This window comes from Pseudomonas sp. NPDC087690 (assembly GCF_044743175.1).
Lineage (GTDB): Bacteria > Pseudomonadota > Gammaproteobacteria > Pseudomonadales > Pseudomonadaceae > Aquipseudomonas.
On sequence record NZ_JBIUVX010000001.1, the window covers coordinates 50,104 to 68,030 of the forward strand.

14 protein-coding genes are annotated in these 17,927 nt (G+C 57.4%); 6 read left to right on the plus strand and 8 right to left on the minus strand.

What is annotated here, in order from left to right:
• Nucleotides 1–945: an HlyD family secretion protein gene (locus tag ACIPIZ_RS00230; RefSeq protein ID WP_105706221.1), complete on the plus strand. Its 945-nt coding sequence runs from the start codon at nucleotides 1–3 to the stop codon at nucleotides 943–945.
• Nucleotides 946–1,086: 141 nt separating this feature from the next.
• Here ACIPIZ_RS00230 and ACIPIZ_RS00235 read toward each other — a convergent pair whose 3' ends face one another.
• From ACIPIZ_RS00235 to ACIPIZ_RS00255, 5 genes are all read right to left on the minus strand, one after another.
• Complete coding sequence (locus ACIPIZ_RS00235) at nucleotides 1,087–2,508, minus strand: efflux transporter outer membrane subunit (protein ID WP_122855751.1); 1,422 nt, start codon at nucleotides 2,506–2,508, stop codon at nucleotides 1,087–1,089.
• The gene (locus tag ACIPIZ_RS00240; RefSeq protein ID WP_064389875.1) at nucleotides 2,505–5,696 is read right to left on the minus strand and encodes an efflux RND transporter permease subunit; all 3,192 of its coding nucleotides are present in this window, start codon (nucleotides 5,694–5,696) and stop codon (nucleotides 2,505–2,507) included. The genes ACIPIZ_RS00235 and ACIPIZ_RS00240 overlap by 4 nt, the downstream gene beginning before the upstream one ends.
• 15 nt (nucleotides 5,697–5,711) lie before the next feature.
• On the minus strand, nucleotides 5,712–6,965 hold the full coding sequence (gene mexE / locus ACIPIZ_RS00245) for a multidrug efflux RND transporter periplasmic adaptor subunit MexE (RefSeq protein ID WP_122660529.1): 1,254 nt from the start codon (nucleotides 6,963–6,965) through the stop codon (nucleotides 5,712–5,714).
• Between the two features lie 267 nt (nucleotides 6,966–7,232).
• Nucleotides 7,233–7,685 (minus strand): DUF805 domain-containing protein, encoded by a 453-nt coding sequence (locus ACIPIZ_RS00250; protein WP_064389877.1) that lies wholly within the window; start codon nucleotides 7,683–7,685, stop codon nucleotides 7,233–7,235.
• 15 nt (nucleotides 7,686–7,700) lie between these two features.
• On the minus strand, nucleotides 7,701–8,048 hold the full coding sequence (locus tag ACIPIZ_RS00255; RefSeq protein WP_105706228.1) for a DUF4190 domain-containing protein: 348 nt from the start codon (nucleotides 8,046–8,048) through the stop codon (nucleotides 7,701–7,703).
• Nucleotides 8,049–8,408: 360 nt separating this feature from the next.
• Here ACIPIZ_RS00255 and ACIPIZ_RS00260 point away from each other — a divergent pair, with 360 nt between their 5' ends.
• Both ACIPIZ_RS00260 and ACIPIZ_RS00265 read left to right on the plus strand, forming a co-directional pair.
• Nucleotides 8,409–9,815 carry an McrB family protein gene (locus tag ACIPIZ_RS00260; RefSeq protein ID WP_064389879.1) on the plus strand — a complete coding sequence of 469 codons (1,407 nt, stop codon included), beginning with the start codon at nucleotides 8,409–8,411 and terminating at the stop codon, nucleotides 9,813–9,815.
• Between the two features lie 2 nt (nucleotides 9,816–9,817).
• Nucleotides 9,818–11,146, plus strand: a complete 1,329-nt coding sequence (locus ACIPIZ_RS00265; RefSeq protein WP_401163217.1) for a hypothetical protein — start codon at nucleotides 9,818–9,820, stop codon at nucleotides 11,144–11,146.
• 22 nt (nucleotides 11,147–11,168) lie between these two features.
• Here ACIPIZ_RS00265 and ACIPIZ_RS00270 read toward each other — a convergent pair whose 3' ends face one another.
• The 3 genes from ACIPIZ_RS00270 to ACIPIZ_RS00280 form a co-directional block, all read right to left on the minus strand.
• Nucleotides 11,169–11,369, minus strand: a complete 201-nt coding sequence (locus ACIPIZ_RS00270) for a hypothetical protein (protein WP_401163220.1) — start codon at nucleotides 11,367–11,369, stop codon at nucleotides 11,169–11,171.
• Nucleotides 11,370–11,435: 66 nt separating this feature from the next.
• Nucleotides 11,436–11,612: a hypothetical protein gene (locus tag ACIPIZ_RS00275; RefSeq protein ID WP_241091097.1), complete on the minus strand. Its 177-nt coding sequence runs from the start codon at nucleotides 11,610–11,612 to the stop codon at nucleotides 11,436–11,438.
• A gap of 596 nt (nucleotides 11,613–12,208) precedes the next feature.
• Nucleotides 12,209–13,123: a LysR family transcriptional regulator gene (locus tag ACIPIZ_RS00280; RefSeq protein WP_034154182.1), complete on the minus strand. Its 915-nt coding sequence runs from the start codon at nucleotides 13,121–13,123 to the stop codon at nucleotides 12,209–12,211.
• Between the two features lie 269 nt (nucleotides 13,124–13,392).
• On the opposite strand from ACIPIZ_RS00280, the gene ACIPIZ_RS00285 reads away from it, so the two are divergent.
• From ACIPIZ_RS00285 to ACIPIZ_RS00295, 3 genes are all read left to right on the plus strand, one after another.
• Nucleotides 13,393–14,415 (plus strand): zinc-dependent alcohol dehydrogenase family protein, encoded by a 1,023-nt coding sequence (locus ACIPIZ_RS00285; RefSeq protein ID WP_064389887.1) that lies wholly within the window; start codon nucleotides 13,393–13,395, stop codon nucleotides 14,413–14,415.
• Nucleotides 14,416–14,961: 546 nt separating this feature from the next.
• Nucleotides 14,962–16,428 (plus strand): hypothetical protein, encoded by a 1,467-nt coding sequence (locus ACIPIZ_RS00290; protein ID WP_122854728.1) that lies wholly within the window; start codon nucleotides 14,962–14,964, stop codon nucleotides 16,426–16,428.
• A gap of 49 nt (nucleotides 16,429–16,477) precedes the next feature.
• Complete coding sequence (locus ACIPIZ_RS00295) at nucleotides 16,478–17,899, plus strand: PLP-dependent aminotransferase family protein (protein WP_122854729.1); 1,422 nt, start codon at nucleotides 16,478–16,480, stop codon at nucleotides 17,897–17,899.
• Nucleotides 17,900–17,927: the final 28 nt, after the last annotated feature.

A 17,927-nucleotide genomic window follows, 5' to 3' on the forward strand; every position in this document is an offset into this window, starting at 1 on the left:
TTGAAATTGTTACTCGCGCGGTTGACGACAGTGGCAGTGGTGATTCTGGCCATCGTGCTCGGCTGGTTTGCCTGGGAGCATTACACCCGCGCACCATGGACCCGGGATGCACGGGTGAGGGCGGACGTGGTGACGTTGTCGGCAGACGTCTCGGGGCGCATTGTCAGATTGGCGGTGCAGGACAACCAGCACGTCGACAAAGGCCAGTTGTTGATGGAGATCGATCCTGCGCGCTACACCCTGGCAGTGGAGCATGCGCGGCGTTCGGTGGAAGTGGCAAAGGCTACATTGGGGCAGTCGCAAGCAGCGATCATCTCCAGTGAAGCCTTGCTCAAACAGCGCCAGAGTGAAGAGCGCCGGCGGCGTACGCTGAAGCAGGGTTTCGCCATCTCGGGCGAGGAATGGGAGAAATCCAGCACTGACGTGGCCGTGGCCCAGGCCGATCTGTTGCGCAACCAGGCCAATCTCGGCCTGGCTGAGGCCAATGTGCAGTTGGCTATTGCTGCGCAGACTCAGGCCGAACTCGATTTGCAGCGCACCCGCGTCGAGTCTCCGGTCAGCGGCTACATCACCAATCTGCTGACCCGAGAGGGCGATTACGCGGTAGCGGGCGGCGCGCTGTTGGCGCTGGTCGACAGCGAATCGTTCTATGTCAGTGGGTATTTCGAAGAAACCAAGTTGCCGCGGATCGAAGAGGGTGATCGGGTACGAATCCAGTTGATGAGCGGTGAAGCGTTTGGTGGCACGGTGCAAAGCATTGCCTTCGCCATTGCCGACCGGGAAAACGCCCCGGGCAGCCGATTGTTGGCCAACATCAACCCTAGCTATACCTGGGTGAAACTGGCGCAACGGGTGCCGGTGCGGATCGCCATCGACGCCGACTATGCCGGCAAGAATCGCCTGCGCGCCGGCACCACCGCCACGGTCACCGTCGAACACCCCTGACAATGCTGCGCCCTGACACCCCCTCCTACAGGGAGAAGGTTCGAGTATTAGGCAGGCACAAAAAAGCCCCGCGACCGAATGATACGCGGGGCAAAGAATCTGGTTGGTTGCGGCCAACCAAAGGAGCTCTTTAACAATCGATTACTTGCTGGCGACGGTCTCCGGCTGCCAGCCGCCACCTAGAGCCTTGTAGATCGCGACGATGCCGCGATACAGATCGACTTCAGCCTGGGCTTGAGTGTCTTCAGCGTTCAGACGCTCACGCTGCGCATCGAGCAGCACAAGGAAGTCCGTGGTGCCTTCGCGATAGCGGATTTCAGCCAGATCAGCGGCCTTGCGGCTCGATTCACTCTGACGAATCAGCGAGATCAGGCGTTGCTGACGTTTGCCGTAATCACTGAAAGCGTTTTCCGACTCCTCGAGTGCCAGCAGCACTTGTTGCTCGTAGGTCGCCAGAGCGCCTTCGGCTTCAGCATCGGCGCCGCGCAAACGGGCGCGCACGCTGCCAAGGTCGAACGCCGCCCACGTGATGCTCGGACCGAGTGCCCAGGCGTTGGCCGCCGAGGAACCGATCTGTGAACCACGCCCGGCCGTCCAGCCGAGGAAGCCACTAAGGCTGACCCGAGGAAAGAGGTCGGCTTTCGCCACGCCGATGCGCGCCGTGGCCGAAGCCAGGTTGCGTTCCGCGCTGAGAATGTCCGGGCGACGTTGCAGCAGTTCACCCGGGTCACCGATCGGCAAGGCCTTGGCTATCGCTGGCAAGTCTTTTGGACTCAGGTCGACGGTCAGCTTGTCCGGGCGCTCGCCCAGCAGGGTAGCGATGCGGTTCTTCTGCCGAACCTGTTCCGCCTGCAATTGCGGCACGCTGGCTTCGACCGAAGCCAGGCGTGCATCGGCACGCTCGACATCGAGTTGATCGCCAACACCGGCGTCACGCAGGCTGATGGTGATCTTGCGCGACTCCTGCTGGTTGTTCAGGTTGGCCACGGCGATCTTTTCCCGCAATTGCGCACCACGCAGTTGGCCGTAAGCGTCCACCAGTTCGGCAATCATGGTGACTTGCAATTGATACAGATCGGCTTCAGCGGCTTGCTGGTCGGCGTCGCTGGCTTCCAGATTACGCTGGATGCGCCCGAACAGGTCGAGTTCCCAGGCCATGTCCAGACCGAGGTCATAGCGTTCGCTATTGACCCGGTTGGTGGTCTGGCCAGGGATTTGGCCCTTGGCCAAGTCACTGCTGGCGCGGCTGGTGATGGTTGGCATTGCGTCATTGCTGGCGTCGTCGCGGATCGCCCGGGCGGCTTTCCAGCGGGCGAATGCCACGCGCAGTTCACGGTTGCCTTGCAGCGATTGCGTCACCAACTGGTTGAGGGTCGGATCGTCGAATTGCTGCCACCAGATGCCTTCGAATTTCGAACGGTCGAAGTTCTTTTGCCCGGCGGCGCCATCGGTAGCGGCCGTGATATTGGCCGCCTCCGTGGTTGGGGTCTTGTAGTCGGGGCCGACGGCGCAGGCACTGAGGGCCAGCACCAGCAGGCTCGGCAGGAAGACTTTCAGACTCATTGTTGCGCCTCCAGTGGCTTTTGAAGATTGAGCGCCTTGGCTGCTTTGCGCTGCTCACCGCGTTCGACGAAATTACGGATCAGTACGTAGAACACGGGCGTCAACAACAGGCCGAAGAAGGTCACCCCGAGCATCCCGGAGAACACCGCCACACCCATGGCGTGACGCATCTCGGCACCGGCACCGCTGGAGAACACCAGTGGCACCACACCCATGATGAACGCGAAGGAGGTCATCAGGATCGGCCGCAGACGCAGACGGCAGGCTTCCAGTACTGCAGCGAGCGGGCCGAGACCTTCTTCCTGTTTGTCCTTGGCAAACTCGACGATCAGAATCGCGTTCTTACAAGCAAGTCCCACCAGTACGATCAAACCGATCTGGGTGAAGATATTGTTGTCACCGCCCGAGATGATCACGCCGGTAATGGCCGAGAGCAGGGTCATCGGTACGATCAGGATCACCGCCAGTGGCAGGCTCCAGCTTTCGTATTGAGCCGCGAGTACCAGGAACGCCAGCAGTACGCAGAGCGGGAACACGAACAGCGCAGTGTTGCCGGACAGAATCTGCTGGTAGGTCAGGTCGGTCCATTCATAGGTCATGCCGTTCGGAAGTTCTTCCTTGAGCAGTTTTTCAATGGCTTTTTCGGCCTGGCCAGAGCTGTAGCCCGGGGCTGCGGCACCGTTGATTTCAGCGGTGATGAAGCCGTTGTAGTGCATCACGCGATCCGGGCCCGAGGTGTCGCTGACCTTGATAAAGGTCGCCAACGGGATCATTTCGCCTTTGTTGTTACGGACTTTCAGCTGACCGATCTGATCGGATTCGAGGCGGAACTGCTGTTCGGCCTGAACGTTGACCTGATAGGTGCGGCCAAAACGGTTGAAGTCGTTGGCATACAGCGAACCCAGGTAGATCTGCAGGGTGTCGAAGATGTCGCTGACGGCCACGCCGTGTGTCTTGGCTTTTTCACGGTCGATCGCGGCATCGACCTGCGGCACGTTCACGGTATAACTGGTGAACAGGCCAGCCAGTTCCGGCACGCTGTGGCTCTTGTTGATGATGTTCATGGTTTCTTTGTACAGCTCGTCGTAGCCCAGGTTGCCCCGGTCTTCGATTTGCAGGCGGAAACCACCGATGGTGCCCAGACCTTGTACCGGCGGTGGCGGGAAAATCGCCATGTACGCTTCTTGAATGTTGGCGAACTGGCCGTTCAAGGCCCCGGCGATTGCACCGGCGGACATGCTCGGGTCTTTACGCTCGTCGAACGGTTTCAGGGTCACGAACACGATGCCGGCATTCGGGCTGTTGGTGAAACCGTTGATCGACAGCCCCGGGAACGCTACGGCGCTTTCCACGCCTGGCTGTTTCAGCGCCAGATCAGACATGCGCTTGATCACATCTTCGGTGCGATCCAGGCTCGAAGCGTCCGGCAATTGCGCGAAGGCCACCAGGTATTGCTTGTCCTGGCCCGGCACGAAACCGGTCGGGGTGCTGGAGAAACCGAAGAAGGTCAGCACCATCAGGCCTGCGTACAGGAGGAGGGCGATGCCGCTGCTGCGGATAACCCGCCCCACAGTGCCGACGTAGCCATGGCTGGCACGGTCAAAGAAGCGGTTGAACGGACGGAACAACCAGCCACCGAAGATCTTGTCGAGTGCTTTGGAAAAGCGGTCTTTCGGCGCGTCGTGGCTTTTCAGCAAGACTGCGGCCAACGCTGGCGACAAGGTCAGCGAGTTGAATGCCGAGATCACCGTCGAGATCGCGATGGTCAGTGCGAACTGCTTGTAGAACTGCCCGGTGAGACCGGAGATGAATGCCGCCGGAATGAACACCGCACACAGCACCAGTGCCGTGGCAACGATCGGACCGGTCACTTCACGCATGGCGCGCTTGGTGGCTTCCACCGGGTTCAATCCGAGTTCGATGTTCCGTTCAACGTTCTCCACCACCACGATGGCGTCGTCGACCACGATACCGATGGCCAGTACCAGGCCGAACAAGGACAGCGCGTTAAGCGAGAAGCCAAACAAATGCATCACCGCAAACGTACCGATCAACGATACCGGCACCGCCACCAACGGAATGATCGAGGCGCGCCAGGTTTGCAGGAACAGGATCACTACCAGTACCACGAGGATCAGTGCTTCAAAGAGGGTGTGAACCACCGCCTCAATCGAACCGCGCACGAAGATCGTCGGGTCATAGACGATGCTGTAATCCATGCCTTGCGGGAAGCCTTTCTTCAACTCGTCCATTTTCGCCCGAACGTCGTTCGAGATGTCGATGGCATTGGAGCCTGGACGCTGAAAGATCGGGATGGCTACGGCAGGCTGGTTGTCCAGCAACGAACGCAGCGCGTATTGGCTGGAACCCAGTTCGACGCGAGCGATGTCTTTGAGGCGAGTGATTTCACCGTCGTCGCCTGCACGAATGATGATGTTCTCGAACTCTTCCTCTGAGACCAGACGGCCTTGAGTGTTCACCGATAGCTGAAAGCTCTGGGCATTCGGGGCAGGGGGTGCGCCCAATTGACCGGCTGCAACCTGACGGTTCTGCTCACGAATCGCGGTGACCACATCGGTCGCGGTCAGGTTGCGCGAAGCGGTCTTGTTCGGGTCGAGCCAGACACGCAGCGAATAGTCGCCCATACCGAACAGTTGCACGTCACCGACGCCGTTCAGACGCGCCAGCTCATCCTTGATGTTGAGGATCGCGTAGTTCGACAGGTAGAGCATGTCGTAGCGTTTGTCCGGCGAGGTCAAGTGCACAACCATGGTCAGATCGGGCGATGCCTTGTCGACGGTGATACCGATGCGCGTCACTTCCTCGGGAAGTTTCGGCTCGGTACGGGTCACCCGGTTTTGCACCTGCACCTGCGCGTTGTCCAGGTCTGTGCCCAGGGCGAAGGTGATGGTCAGGGTGATCTTGCCGTCGGCGGTCGACTGCGAGGACATGTACAGCATGTTCTCGACGCCGGTAATCGCTTGCTCCAGCGGAGCGGCCACGGTTTCACCGATGACTTTAGGGTTGGCACCCGGGAAGTTCGCACGTACCACCACGGTCGGTGGCACGACTTCGGGATATTCACTGATCGGCAACTGGAACAGCGAGATCGCACCAGCGATCAGGATCAGCAGCGACAGCACCGCTGCGAAGATCGGCCGTGAAATGAAGAATTGGGAAAAATTCATCGGAGTTGTCGTCCCTTAACCGCGTGGGGTCGTGGCGGCCAGCTTCACAACCGCACCGGACGCACCCTTGGCAGGGGCGACTTTGGGCAGGTTGCTGGCTTCCAGCGCTTGACGTTGTTGAGCGAGTGCCGCGATGGTCTGTTCGCTGGCCATCGGTACCACTTCAGGGGTGACCGGCGAGCCAGGGCGAACCCGTTGCAGACCCTTGACGATGATCGTGTCGTCCTTGTTCAGGCCGGTACGGACGATGCGCAGGCCTTCGATTTTCGGACCCAGTTCGACGGCGCGGTACGCGGTTTTGTTGTCCGCATCCATCACCAGCACGAACTTTTTGCCGAGGTCGGTACCGACCGCTTCGTCGTTGATCAGCATGGCGTTGTAAGTGCCGCTGCCGACCAGTTTCAGTCGTGCGTACAGGCCCGGGGTGTAGGTGCCGTCGCTGTTGTCGAATACCGCGCGACCACGGATGGTGCCGGTTTTCGGGTTGACCTGGTTGTCGACGAAGTTCATCTGACCCAGGTGCGGATTGCCGTCCTCGTTGGACAGGCCCATGTACACCGGAGTCGTGGCGCCACGCTGACCGTTACGGGCCAGTTGGGTGTATTTGAGGAAGACGCGCTCGTCAGCGTCGAAATAGGCGTAAACGCGATCGGTGGAAACCACGCTGGTCAGCGGCGTAGTGTCTGCGGTCACCAGGTTACCGGCGGTGATTTCGGCACGGCTGACACGGCCACTGATCGGTGCGGTCACGCGGGTGAAGCTGAGGTTCAGTTTGGCCAGATCCAGCTGCGCCTGCAGGGCACCGACAGCAGCTCGGGCTTCTTGAGCCGCACTGGTACGCGAGTCGGCGAGCTCTGCAGAAATCGCGTTGCTGGCACGCAGGCGTTCGCCACGACCAGCTTCGTTTTCACTGCGGGTGGCGTTGGCACGGGATTGGGCTACGAGGGCTTCGAGGCGGCGCACCTCAGCCTGGAACGGACGCGGGTCGATCTGGAACAGCAGGTCGCCTTTCTTGACCAGCGCGCCTTCAGTGAAAGCGACTTGATCGATCTGGCCGGAGACCCGTGGACGGATTTCAACGGTTTCCGGCGCCTCAAGGCGCCCGGTGAATTCGTCCCACTCGTTGACCGGTTGCTCGATTACCTTGGCCACGCTGACTTTGGCAGCAGGCGCGGTGGCGGCAGTCTCCGGAGTCTTGCCGCAGGCGCTCATCACCAGTACGGCCAACAAGGCCAACGGGAAGCGCAAATGTTTGAGTGACTGTTCCATGGATGCATCCGCCAATGTATTGAAGATGGGCGGATGATGCTCGGCGGGGTGTGATGGCACGAATCGAATGAAGCAAAGGTAACTATCATTCGGAATGATATAAGACCCGAACGAGCCCTCTAGTATGCGTCTTTCGTTAGGGGGCTATCAATATCCGTGATGAAAGTTTCATGATGCGTTGCGTAGCAAATCACGGTGCAAATCCGCAGGCCAGAAACAAAGAGACGGCCATGAAGGCCGTCTCGATCAGCTAGATGCCGATGTGTATCAGTTGATGCCTTTGCGGTTCGGACCGAAACGGTTCGGGCCCGGCTGGCTGTCTTGCGCCAGGAACACCAGGTTGACGATTGGCAGCAGCAACCACCAGCCGCTACGATCGGTGTCGTGCATACGACGTACACCAACGGCAATGCTCGGCACTAGCAGCGCCAGATTATAAAGACCTTGCAGAACCCCGCCGGTTTTGAAAAAACCGTCAATGAATCCCATAACGAACGCAACACCCATGCTGATCAGGAAGAACAACCAGTATTCACGGCGCGTAGCACGACCGTTGAATACCGCGTAATTCTTCAATGCTTCAAGGTAAGGATTGCCCGTCGAAATGGCGGGGCCTTGTGCATAGGACTGTTGGGTTGCCTGAGGCGCCCCGCACTGTGGGCAAGCCACGGCCAAAGTGCTTATTTCCTTGGCGCAACCGCGGCAGAAAACCATGCTCATATTTTTTCCCTAAAATTATTCAATCGATAGACACAGCAAAACCAACGCGGTAAGGCCAGACAAAATGATGCCGGCGATCGCAAGGTTTCTTCCTGAGTGTTTTTGGTTGATGCAAATGATGCCGCAGGCGAGACCGGCGATGCTGATAAAACCAACACCGAGGATCGTTTCAGCGTCCCATTCGGAATCATCAAAGAGCGTGAGTGCGCAGATAATTCCGAGGATCATCGAAACGATGGCTAGCCAAGGTACTTCGGCTTGCGTTTGCGGCACGAAGGCCTGTTGGCTGGCCCCGCACTGGGGGCAAGAGAGCGCCGTTTCGTGAAGCTCCTTGGCGCAAGCACGACAATAGACCATTGCCATCGTTTTCCTTAACTGAGTGCGAAATCCCCGACCTTCCGTAGGCCGAGGCGGCGCTAAGTTAATCTTTATTACCAAATTTGTCATCAGGCACTGTGCCACTAATCGCATTTTTGCCCTTGTAGACGCTGTGGTGGGTGGTTCAACACTCCTTTGAGAGCCTCAAGACCTATAAGTCCCGAGCAAGCGCCTGACATGCACATTTCGCTAGGGGGCTATAAATCTGTTTGGTGACAAATCTGCGTAGCGGTGCGTGCAAAGGTCATGACCGCAGATGAAATGATTGCATTTGAATAGTGGCTCTATGATGTTATTTTTCGCGACCCATTTCCTGTTTCATTCGCTCAAGGAGAAAGAGCACTCATGGTTGAGCATCAGTTGATCCTGTTCGGACCGCCCGGCACCAGTAAAAGCCATCGGGCCCGGACGACAAAGGCCGAGGCTCTGGGCGTGGACGATGCGCAGATCGTTCCAGTCGCCTTTCATCCGGATTACAGCTACGGCGAATTCGTTGCGCGATTGATGCCCAGAACTCGGGAAAATCAGATCGAGTATCGCGTCCACGCCGGGCCTTTCCTGCGTGCGTTGGCGCTTGCCTATAGTCATCTGCCTCAGGCAAGTAACGGTCAGGCATCGCAGAACGTATTGCTGCTTGTCGATGAGATCAACCGCGGTAATTGCGCAGAAATTTTTGGCGATGTGTTCCAGTTGCTTGATCGTGATGATGAGGGCTGGTCGAGCTATGCGATCAGTGTTTCCGATCTGGTGATCGATGCGCTTGAGGCCGAGCTTGCACTGCTCGGCCACAACAGTCCTTTTCCCGATTTGAACAAGCGACTGGCGGATACGCTGAAGCAGCGTCAGTTATGCTTGCCGCCGAACCTGATCATGATCGGCACGATGAACACCAGCGACGAATCCGTGTATTTTATGGACTCGGCGTTCAAGCGTCGCTGGCATTTTGAATTCTGTGCTGAAGAGTTCAGCAATGACGTGCCGGCCAGCCAGAAAAAGGCTCTCATGCCGTCAGCACATCATTTGACTTGGGAGACATTCGTCACCGCGCTGAACCAGTTCATTCGAGACCGCTGCACAGCCCCAAGGCTCGATGACAAGCTGGTGGGGCCTTGGTTTATCAAAGGCAGGCGCGAGCCGGATAGAACTCTGGCCGATGTCTACCCAAAAGAACTGAACAAGCTCATTGCCGCGACCGGCATGATTGGCGACCCCGCCAGCGGTGTTCGGCAAAGCAGAGCGTTCGACGATGACTTGAAGACGCTGGCTGACAAAATGTCCGAAGCCAATCGCAAGCGCTTGCTGAAGGAGGGTGGCCATGATCCAAAAGCTGAACTCAAGTTCACAAAAATCCGTTCCAGTTCCGGCCATGCAAATCAGTACTACTGTTCAAAGACCTCTCCAAAGAAGTTCAAGTCGGACACCAAAGGTCTGATTATCGAAGACTATTTAGAGCAGCTTGCCAGGTTCAAACTGCACTCTGAAGTTCACCGCATTGAGCGCGCCGATATCGTGGGCAAGTTGTTCCTCTATTTGTGGGACAACGTCTTTGATCGTGACCGGTCCCCGTTGTGTACGCTGCTCGCAATCGAACAGCGTGAGCTGCGCACCTTCGGGCAGTTTGCCACGCGGGTCGACGAGTTCATTAAATGCTTGTGCCCACCCCCTGATATCCACGAACTACTAAGCGCCGCGTTCGTTGAGGCTGCCCTGGATCTGGAAGATGATGCATTGCCTGCATCCGACGAGGCCTGACGATGCTGCTCGACGACATTGAACGAGTCGAAAGCGACGGCGAGGTGGGACTGTTTCGCGAAAAGGATGGGCGCTATCTGTTGAAGGTGCCCCATGGCATGAGCGAAGTGAACAGCGCTGAGGCGTTGTCGCTGCTTTACCGTTGTTTCGTAGTGTTTCGCCGAACCCAGCGCGAGCATGAGGTGCTGACAGCCCATGATGGTGTCGAAGCCGATGACAAGGGCAATGAGCGGGCTGACGACGGAATGGCGTTCCACGACGCGCTGGCGCTGGACGAGTTGTTCGATCGTGCCGACCCACGCAGCCTGCTTTCAATGTGTGAGCGGCGCGGTCGCAGTGTCGATAACCCATATCGCCGTTTTGATCGACATCTGCATCGTGCGCTGTTTGATCAACGAGGCGCGGCTTACTTTGAGTCGATCCAGCAAGACCGTCGGTTCGGTCAGTTTGGCAAGGCGGATATCGTCGGCCTTTACTGCTTTCTGGCGCTGGATTTTTATCGGGGTTTTCTCAAAGTCGATCCCCGATGTGCCTGGGGCAGTTTCGTTGTTGAAGGCGAAGCGCTGGCGCAAGATTTCCGCCACTGTTACCTCAGCGCCGAAGACTCGCTCTATTGCGGTGATGCGCTGTCACGCCAGCGCAGCCTGAGCCATCTGCGCCACTTGCTGCAAAGTATCGACCGCTGCGCGGCACCTCGCGACGCTCACTATTATCAGTTGCACGATGCGCTGGAGCGATACCTGCATGCAGGTACACAAAGCAACCAGGACACCGGGCTGATATGGGGCGTTGGAAAATTCTGGGCAGTCTGGGAATCAGTCTGTTTGTGTCATGGATTGAGCGAAGGTGAAGGCAGGCTCGAAGCTTTCCAGACTTGCGATGATCAGCATCTGCCACTTGGAATAGCCGATGCCACGACGCTAGCCCGCTGGCAAAAGCAGCGCTACAGGATTTTCGCTCGCAACCACATCAAACGGCGCCCCGATCTGGTCAAGCAGGAGGGTGAAGTCTGGACGGTGGTGGATTTCAAATACTACGAGCAGGCTACTTTAAAACGGCCCAAGTGGAGCAAGAATGCTGAGCTCGCCAAGGAAGAGCGGGACTTTCTGAATCTGGAGGCCTACGGGCTGCTACTGCATAACCATCTGGCCAAAGAGGGGTTGAGCGAGCACGAAGTCTGGCTGGAGATGTGGTTGCCGGGCGAGCGAGAGTCATGGTTCGAGTTTCGCGGCGAACCGGCCTGGGACCCGCCGCTGCGTGTGCGTACGCTGGCGACCACCGAGCTGATCAAGGCATACGCTGATCAATACCAGTGCTCGACACGGTCCTGATCCCATCACCGCCGGGCGCCAGCTACTTCTTCGGCATGGTGGAGCGCTTTACCGGGCCCTTGCTGCTCAAGGTACGCCGCGCGGCATGGACCGCACGCTCGGAAAGTGCTTCCATGCGTGGCGATTGCAGTTCCCAGGCATGCCAATAAAGCTCGATATCGGTGAAATGCCCCGGGGCCACATCCACCAGATCCCGACTTTTCAGCAAATCGCTGACCTGCATATACGGCACCATTCCATAACCCAGCCCTCGGCGGATAGCTTTCAGGCGTGCCTCTGGAAGTGACAATTAGTGAGTGGGATAAGCGTCTGCGTGCAGGCCGAAGCGTGACTGCACGAAATCAGACTGCAATGTGTCCTTGCGAGAATAGGCAAATACTGGTGCCTTGCGCGCAGCAGAGCGATTCAGGCCCTTGGCAAACCAGCGTTGTTGAAAGTCTGGTGATGCCACCAGTTGATAACGCATCGAGCCCAGCAACTCTGCAAAGTATCTCACGCATCGGCTCTGAACGCGTGCCGATACAGCCGATTACTTGGCCACTTTCCAGCAGTGCGTAGGTGTGATCCTGATCTGTCGTACTGGATTCGAAGAGACAGATGGGTGACAAACTGCACAACTTTAGAGAAGGCGGGTTATATCGACAGGTTTGTCCAAGGGTTTTCCAGTGAAACACCTTGGCGGCTGTTGATACTGCAAGAAAGTGCCAGTAAGCAGGCCGTCGGAGGTGATCTTGTATACGGTGTGGCGAGAGTTGTCGGGATGAAGCCCTACGTGGATAGTTACATTGACCTACTGAGTGGCAGTGACAAAAGGGCAGCACTAGATACGGATCATGTCATACGCCGTCGTATGCAAGAGAAGTACCTGGTATCGAGGAGTCAGGATATTTGCTCCTTGTATCAATTTCTGCTGGAAGGTGAGACACCAAAGTGACTCTGTAGGCCTATACCTTCTGACGGACGCTAAAACGTTGAAGGGGAGCCTGCGATGATCAAACAGGATAGCTACGCGCATCAAGCGACAGCTACCCGGGACCGAACCACAGGATCTCGACCCTTGTTTCAAAGACTATCCGGATCCCCAAAAAACATCTGAATCCGCGACCGCAACCATCTCTCCCCCGGATCATTATCCTGCGACCCACGCCAAGCCATATGCAGCTCAAACGTACGCGTCGGCAACGGCGGATCCTCCGCTCGCACACCGCCAGCCGCTGTCAGCGCATCCGCCGTGTAATCCGGCACGGTCGCAACGATATCGGTGCCCGCCAAAAGCGTACTTAACCCGTTGAACTGCGGCACGGCCAGCACTACATGCCGTTTGCGACCCAGTTTCTCCAGCTCTTCATCAATAAACCCACTGAGGTCGCCGGCAAACGAGACCAGCGCATGTGGCCGCGCGCAATAGTCATCAAGACTCAGGGGCCCCGGCACGGTATCGGCGCGCAGCAGTTTAGGCGCGCTGCGACGCAAGACCTTGCGCTTGGCGTTGGCCGGCAGGTCGGTGGTGTAGCTGACACCAATGGATATCTCGCCGGAGGCCAGCAGGCCCGGCATCAATATGTAATTGACGCGACGGATCACCAATACGATCCCCGGCGATTCAGCACGCAGACGTTTGAGCAGCATCGGCAGCAGGGCGAATTCGACGTCATCGGACAAACCGATCCGAAATACCGATGTGCTGGTCGCCGGGTCGAATTCGGCCGCGCGGCTGACGGCGGTCGAAATCGAATCGAGGGCCGGCGAGAGCAGGGCGAAGATTTCCACCGCGCGGGCAGACGGTTCCATGCTGCGCCCGGTGCGTACAAATAGCGGGTCATCGAACAGGCTACGCAGGCGCGAGAGCGCCGCACTGATCGCAGGTTGACCGAGAAACAGCTTTTCCGCCGCCCGGGTCACGCTGCGTTCGTGCATCAATGTTTCGAATACGATCAACAGGTTCAGGTCGACACGACGCAGGTCATTACGATTCATCTGGAGTCCTGGCAGAGTCATCAAGCTTGACGAGAGCGGCCATATGAGAACAATGGCCGGCATGAATATTACGGTGAAAGGCTGGTACTCTGCACCGGAAAATTCAGCTTTACTGAGACGGTGGCAGCAGTTTTTCATGGGTTTTGCCAATGCCGCCCATACTGCGGAATCAATGACAGGCATGTCGACTATTAATAGCCACTGATAGTCTTGGGTCGAAAGCCCAGATAGAGTTCATGGCATTAGAGGTTACTTTGACGAGGTTTGCGATGTCCCGCACGATCCGTTTTCACAAGTTTGGTCCCGCCGAGGTGCTCAAATGCGAAGAGCATGCGGCCGCTCAGCCAGGTCCTGGCGAAGTGCAGGTGCGTGTCGAAGCGATCGGCATCAGCTGGTATGACACGCTCTGGCGTCAGAACCTGGCCTCGTCTCAGGCTCGCCTGCCTTCGGGCCTTGGCCATGAGATGGCCGGTGTCGTCACCGCAGTCGGTGCCAATGTCGAGGACTTGTCCGTAGGTGACAAGGTCGCCAGTTTTCCGGCTGAAAGCCCGAACGACTACCCTGTCTACGGCGAGCAGATCGTATTGCCACGCACTGCGCTGACCCGCTATCCGGACGTGCTCAGCCCGATCGAAGCCAGCGTGCATTACACGCCGCTGCTGATTGCCTACTTTGCCTACGCCGATCTCGCACGGGTCAAGCCGGGGCAGTTTGCTCTGGTCACTGACGCCAGCCATTGCGCCGGTCCGTCCTTTGTCCAGTTGGGCAAGGCCATGGGTGTACGGGTGATTGCCGCGACGAAGTCAGCGCAAGAACGTGAATATTTGCTGTCCCTGGGCGCCGAGAAAGTCATCGTCACCGAGGAAGAAGATCTGCTGATGCGCGTCAACAAGATCACTGACAACCGTGGTGTTGACGTGGTGTTCGACGGTCTGGGTGGCCCGCAGATGTCGCTGCTCGGCGACGTCCTGGCACCGCGCGGCAGTCTTGTCCTGTATGGCCTGCAAGGTGGTAACCAGACGCCATTCCCGGCGTGTGCAGCGTTCCAGAAGAACATTCAGTTCTTCGTCCACTGCATCGGCAACTTCACCGGCAAGCCAGAACTTGGCATCACTCAGGATCATGTCGCGCTGCAACGTGCCCTGCGTGACATCAACCAGCTGACAGCCGATCGAGTGCTGGAGCCGTTGAAGACCCGGGTGTTCCCGTTCAACGAGTTCGTCGAAGCTCATCGCTACATGGACGAATGCCCATGCCGCGAGCGGGTCGCACTGCAAATCGAACCTGCCTGACCCTGCTGAACAGAGTCCGTGACCCCACGGACTCTTCTGTGTTTATCCCTCCCCAAATGAAAGCCTGCCTGGTTTCGCCTGTGCGGCCGTTCAGCAACTGAACTGGTTTTTGCTTTCGATCTGTATCTTCTAATCGTCATATAAGCCCTGATAATTGAATGATTACTTTCATCTCAAGGAATGAGCCATGTCTGTGCATTCTATTTGTCCTGTGCAATATCAAACGGCTACTTCTGTGCGCTTCGATAATTTCTGTTTAATTGTTGTAGGGCGTTTCCGAGGCAGCGTCTTTTTTTCTTGTACTCAATTGTCGTGGGACGTTGTCGGAAGTTTCCTAGGGTATTTTTTATGCAAAAAATATCCTTCTATAACAGTGTGTTAATGGCGCTGGTTGTGCACTGATCAGTCTTTGATTGCTCATGTGTTTCAAATAACTACGATCGCGTAAGTGTTAGCATTCAAGCGTCTATTACTTATTGATGAATTGTTGTGCGACTGACCTTTCAGTGCGCGCGGCATGAAACTATTGATACCGGGTAAATACCGATGACTACGATCCATGATCAGGCAATGAATTACGTCTACCAGCAAGTTCTGCAACGGTTATTGAGCTTCTTCTCCCGTGCAGAGCGGACGGCTTTGCAGCTGTTGATCCAGCGCCTGCTGGTGGCGGCCGGCGGCATGGAACACATCGGATCCTTCAAGGTGCTGGTGATCCAGTCAGGCTCACGGGACAGTTGCTACACGTTGGCATTGCTGCGAGCCGCGCAACTGAGCCTTGCAGGTCGGGCGCCGGCGACCTTTCAATTGCGCGTTGCCTCTTTGCGCTTGAATGGCAACAGCCATGGCGCACTGCAGAACATGCACCGCAGCTACGGCGCGCTGTTTCTCTACGACGATCCTCGGGTCGAGTTATTGATGGTGGATCAGCGACAGGTTGCTCCCTTCGATTTCCAGTCGGTGGTCAGTGAAGCCAGTCGCGAGGCTAATCGCGTCAATCTGCTGATGTCGGGGCATCGCCGAACGTCGAACGAAATCCTCGAATTATGGGATGACGCCTACCTGGCTACAGCGGAGTTCTACAGCCAGATCGCTCGCTGGAACAACGGTGTCGACGCGATGATCGGCGCTGAGCCTCCTCGTCGGCAGACACTGTTTCTGGAAGGACTCAATCGGGCGGCACTCAAAGCCGGGATTGGCGGATTACCGGCGAATCATCGCGGTTTCGAGGCGTTATTTCCGATGCTTGACGGGCTGGGTAGCGACTACTACCGGCATTTTTACACGGAGGGCGAGCAATTGCCGTGGCGTCCGGAAGGGCAGTTCGAGGCGTGTCGTCGCTCCAGCTTCATCGACATCAACGACATGATTGTCGGCAAACTCGAAGAGCGCTGGCCTTTGCTCAGTGACTTCCTCGGATTTCAGGCCGACGACCTGACGCTGCATCAAGGTGATCACGAGTTCGTTGAGCCATTGGTGGCCGCGCACCTGCATGGATTGCACGCGAGTGTCATCGAAGACCAGACCTATGAGAGCGGTGTTGCCGTCTATCTGCAAGACACTCTCGCAACATTGCGCCGCAATCAGGTGCCCGAGCCGGTTTGTGAGCATTTGCTGGCAACCTACGGCAACCTGCTGGATCTTGAACAGCGGCGAATACACGCTGCCAGTCACTTGCAGGAAACCTTCAATCTCAGTGAAAACCAGCTGACGTGTCTGCTGTTTGCGCCCTTTATCGACAGTGGCGCGGGGCTCGAAATATTTCTGCGCAAATGTCATCCGGGCATGCTCGTGGCATTGCCGGATTTGCACCGTGCCATGCAAGGCTTGCATGCCCCGGAACAAGTGATGAAGTGGATGACCGAGGTCAGCGGGCTACCGGTGAAATTGATTGCCCGTTTGTACGCCATGAGCGTAATCCAGATTCCTGAGTCGCTAGAGCAGCAGAACTCGCAGAAACCGGCGACAGCTGTCACGCAAACGGCCGCAAATGAGCGGTCGGCGGAAGGTTGAACGTGATTTCTGCGAGAGTCGCAGTGCAATGGCTCGCGGATCCGCAGCCATGAAATACCGGCGGGAAAATGATTTCGCGTATCAGGCGGTTTATCGATATCTGACCGTGTTGATCAACGCCTCCGTCAGTGGCTGTGCGCTGCGTTTACCTTCATTAAGGCAGTTGGCGGAGCGTTTGAATGTCTCGATCTCGACCATTCAGTACGCCTATTCGTTGCTGGAGAAAGAAGGGCGGGTCTATTCGGTTGCCAAGTCCGGCTATTACGCCCAGGCGTCCGCGCTGATGGCACCAGCTGCCAACGGTAGCGACGTGCTTGAAGCGGTGTATGGCAATGCGCGCCTCCCAGGAATGTGCGTACTGAGTGCAGATGAGCCGGCTTCATTGCAGTCTCTGGACAGTCCGTTGTTGATGCTCGAACGCGAGTTGCTGCGCCAGTACCCTCGCCAGCCACAATCATTGGCGCAGCCCTGTGGTGAACTGGAGCTGCGCACGGTTCTGGCCGCGCGATATACCGTTTCCCCGGTTAACTGCTGGCACGCGGATGACGTGTACATAGGCGCCGACCTGCGTTCGGTACTGGAAATTCTGATCTGCGTACTGCAGTTGCGAGACGTGACGGTGCTAGTGGAGTCACCCTGCGACTGGGTGATCCTGCGACTGTTGGAAGCCGCGCAGGTGAGGGTGATCGAATTGCCGTTGCAGGCTGACGGTCAGCTTGATCCGCAGCAACTGGTGATGCTGCTTCAGTCCGAACGAGTCGGGTTGATCCTGTTGTCTTCGTCATTGAGTTTGCCGCACGGCAGTCTCGGGCCGGACGCCAATCGGCAGTTGATTGCCCAACTGCTCGCCAACCATGGCACCTGGGTGCTGGAGAACGACTGCAGCAGCGAATTGGCCGACGAGCCATATGCCCAGCGCCTGCGCGACTGGCTGGATCCTGATCGGTTGCTGGTGTTTAGCGCTTTCGACAAACTTATCGGGGTCGAAGCGCCCTACGGTTTTGTCTTGTCACGGCAGTGGCGCACCGAGTTGCAACGGCATTTCCTGCTGCGCTCGTTTCGATTGTCGGCGACTCGCCAGAAAGCCCTCGCACGATTGTTTGCGAGTGGCCGCATCGACCAGCATTTGCAGGTGCTGCGACGTTTGCTCAAGGAGCGTCGAACGCAATTGATCCACTTGCTGCGTGAGCGTCTGGGCGATGCGCTGCAGATTGTCGAACCGCAAGGTGGCGCAACCCTATGGCTACGTTCGATACGTCGGGTCGACATGAACGAAGTGTTCCAGCGCCTGCTCAGACAGCAGATCGTTATCGCCCCCGGTGAACTGTTCAGCCTCAACGGCCATTATCCACATCACCTGCGCTTGAGCCCGATCAGTCACAGTGATCACGATCTGCCAGATGTGGTAGGACGGGTCGCCGATGCACTGCGACTGGCCTCGGCGACTGACGTTAAAAAACATCTGAGTTGATCCGGATACATCCCATCGCACTGCGGTC

What these genes read in the sequence shown, in the direction of transcription:
- mexE (WP_122660529.1), bottom strand. Translation starts at nt 6,965, where the DNA reads ATGGAACAGTCACTCAAACATTTGCGCTTCCCGTTGGCCTTGTTGGCC.
- ACIPIZ_RS00250 (WP_064389877.1), bottom strand. Translation starts at nt 7,685, where the DNA reads ATGAGCATGGTTTTCTGCCGCGGTTGCGCCAAGGAAATAAGCACTTTG.
- ACIPIZ_RS00290 (WP_122854728.1), top strand. Translation starts at nt 14,962, where the DNA reads ATGACTACGATCCATGATCAGGCAATGAATTACGTCTACCAGCAAGTT.
- ACIPIZ_RS00260 (WP_064389879.1), top strand. Translation starts at nt 8,409, where the DNA reads ATGGTTGAGCATCAGTTGATCCTGTTCGGACCGCCCGGCACCAGTAAA.
- ACIPIZ_RS00265 (WP_401163217.1), top strand. Translation starts at nt 9,818, where the DNA reads ATGCTGCTCGACGACATTGAACGAGTCGAAAGCGACGGCGAGGTGGGA.
- ACIPIZ_RS00280 (WP_034154182.1), bottom strand. Translation starts at nt 13,123, where the DNA reads ATGAATCGTAATGACCTGCGTCGTGTCGACCTGAACCTGTTGATCGTA.
- ACIPIZ_RS00255 (WP_105706228.1), bottom strand. Translation starts at nt 8,048, where the DNA reads ATGGCAATGGTCTATTGTCGTGCTTGCGCCAAGGAGCTTCACGAAACG.
- ACIPIZ_RS00285 (WP_064389887.1), top strand. Translation starts at nt 13,393, where the DNA reads ATGTCCCGCACGATCCGTTTTCACAAGTTTGGTCCCGCCGAGGTGCTC.
- ACIPIZ_RS00295 (WP_122854729.1), top strand. Translation starts at nt 16,478, where the DNA reads ATGAAATACCGGCGGGAAAATGATTTCGCGTATCAGGCGGTTTATCGA.
- ACIPIZ_RS00240 (WP_064389875.1), bottom strand. Translation starts at nt 5,696, where the DNA reads ATGAATTTTTCCCAATTCTTCATTTCACGGCCGATCTTCGCAGCGGTG.
- ACIPIZ_RS00270 (WP_401163220.1), bottom strand. Translation starts at nt 11,369, where the DNA reads ATGCAGGTCAGCGATTTGCTGAAAAGTCGGGATCTGGTGGATGTGGCC.
- ACIPIZ_RS00275 (WP_241091097.1), bottom strand. Translation starts at nt 11,612, where the DNA reads ATGCGTTATCAACTGGTGGCATCACCAGACTTTCAACAACGCTGGTTT.
- ACIPIZ_RS00235 (WP_122855751.1), bottom strand. Translation starts at nt 2,508, where the DNA reads ATGAGTCTGAAAGTCTTCCTGCCGAGCCTGCTGGTGCTGGCCCTCAGT.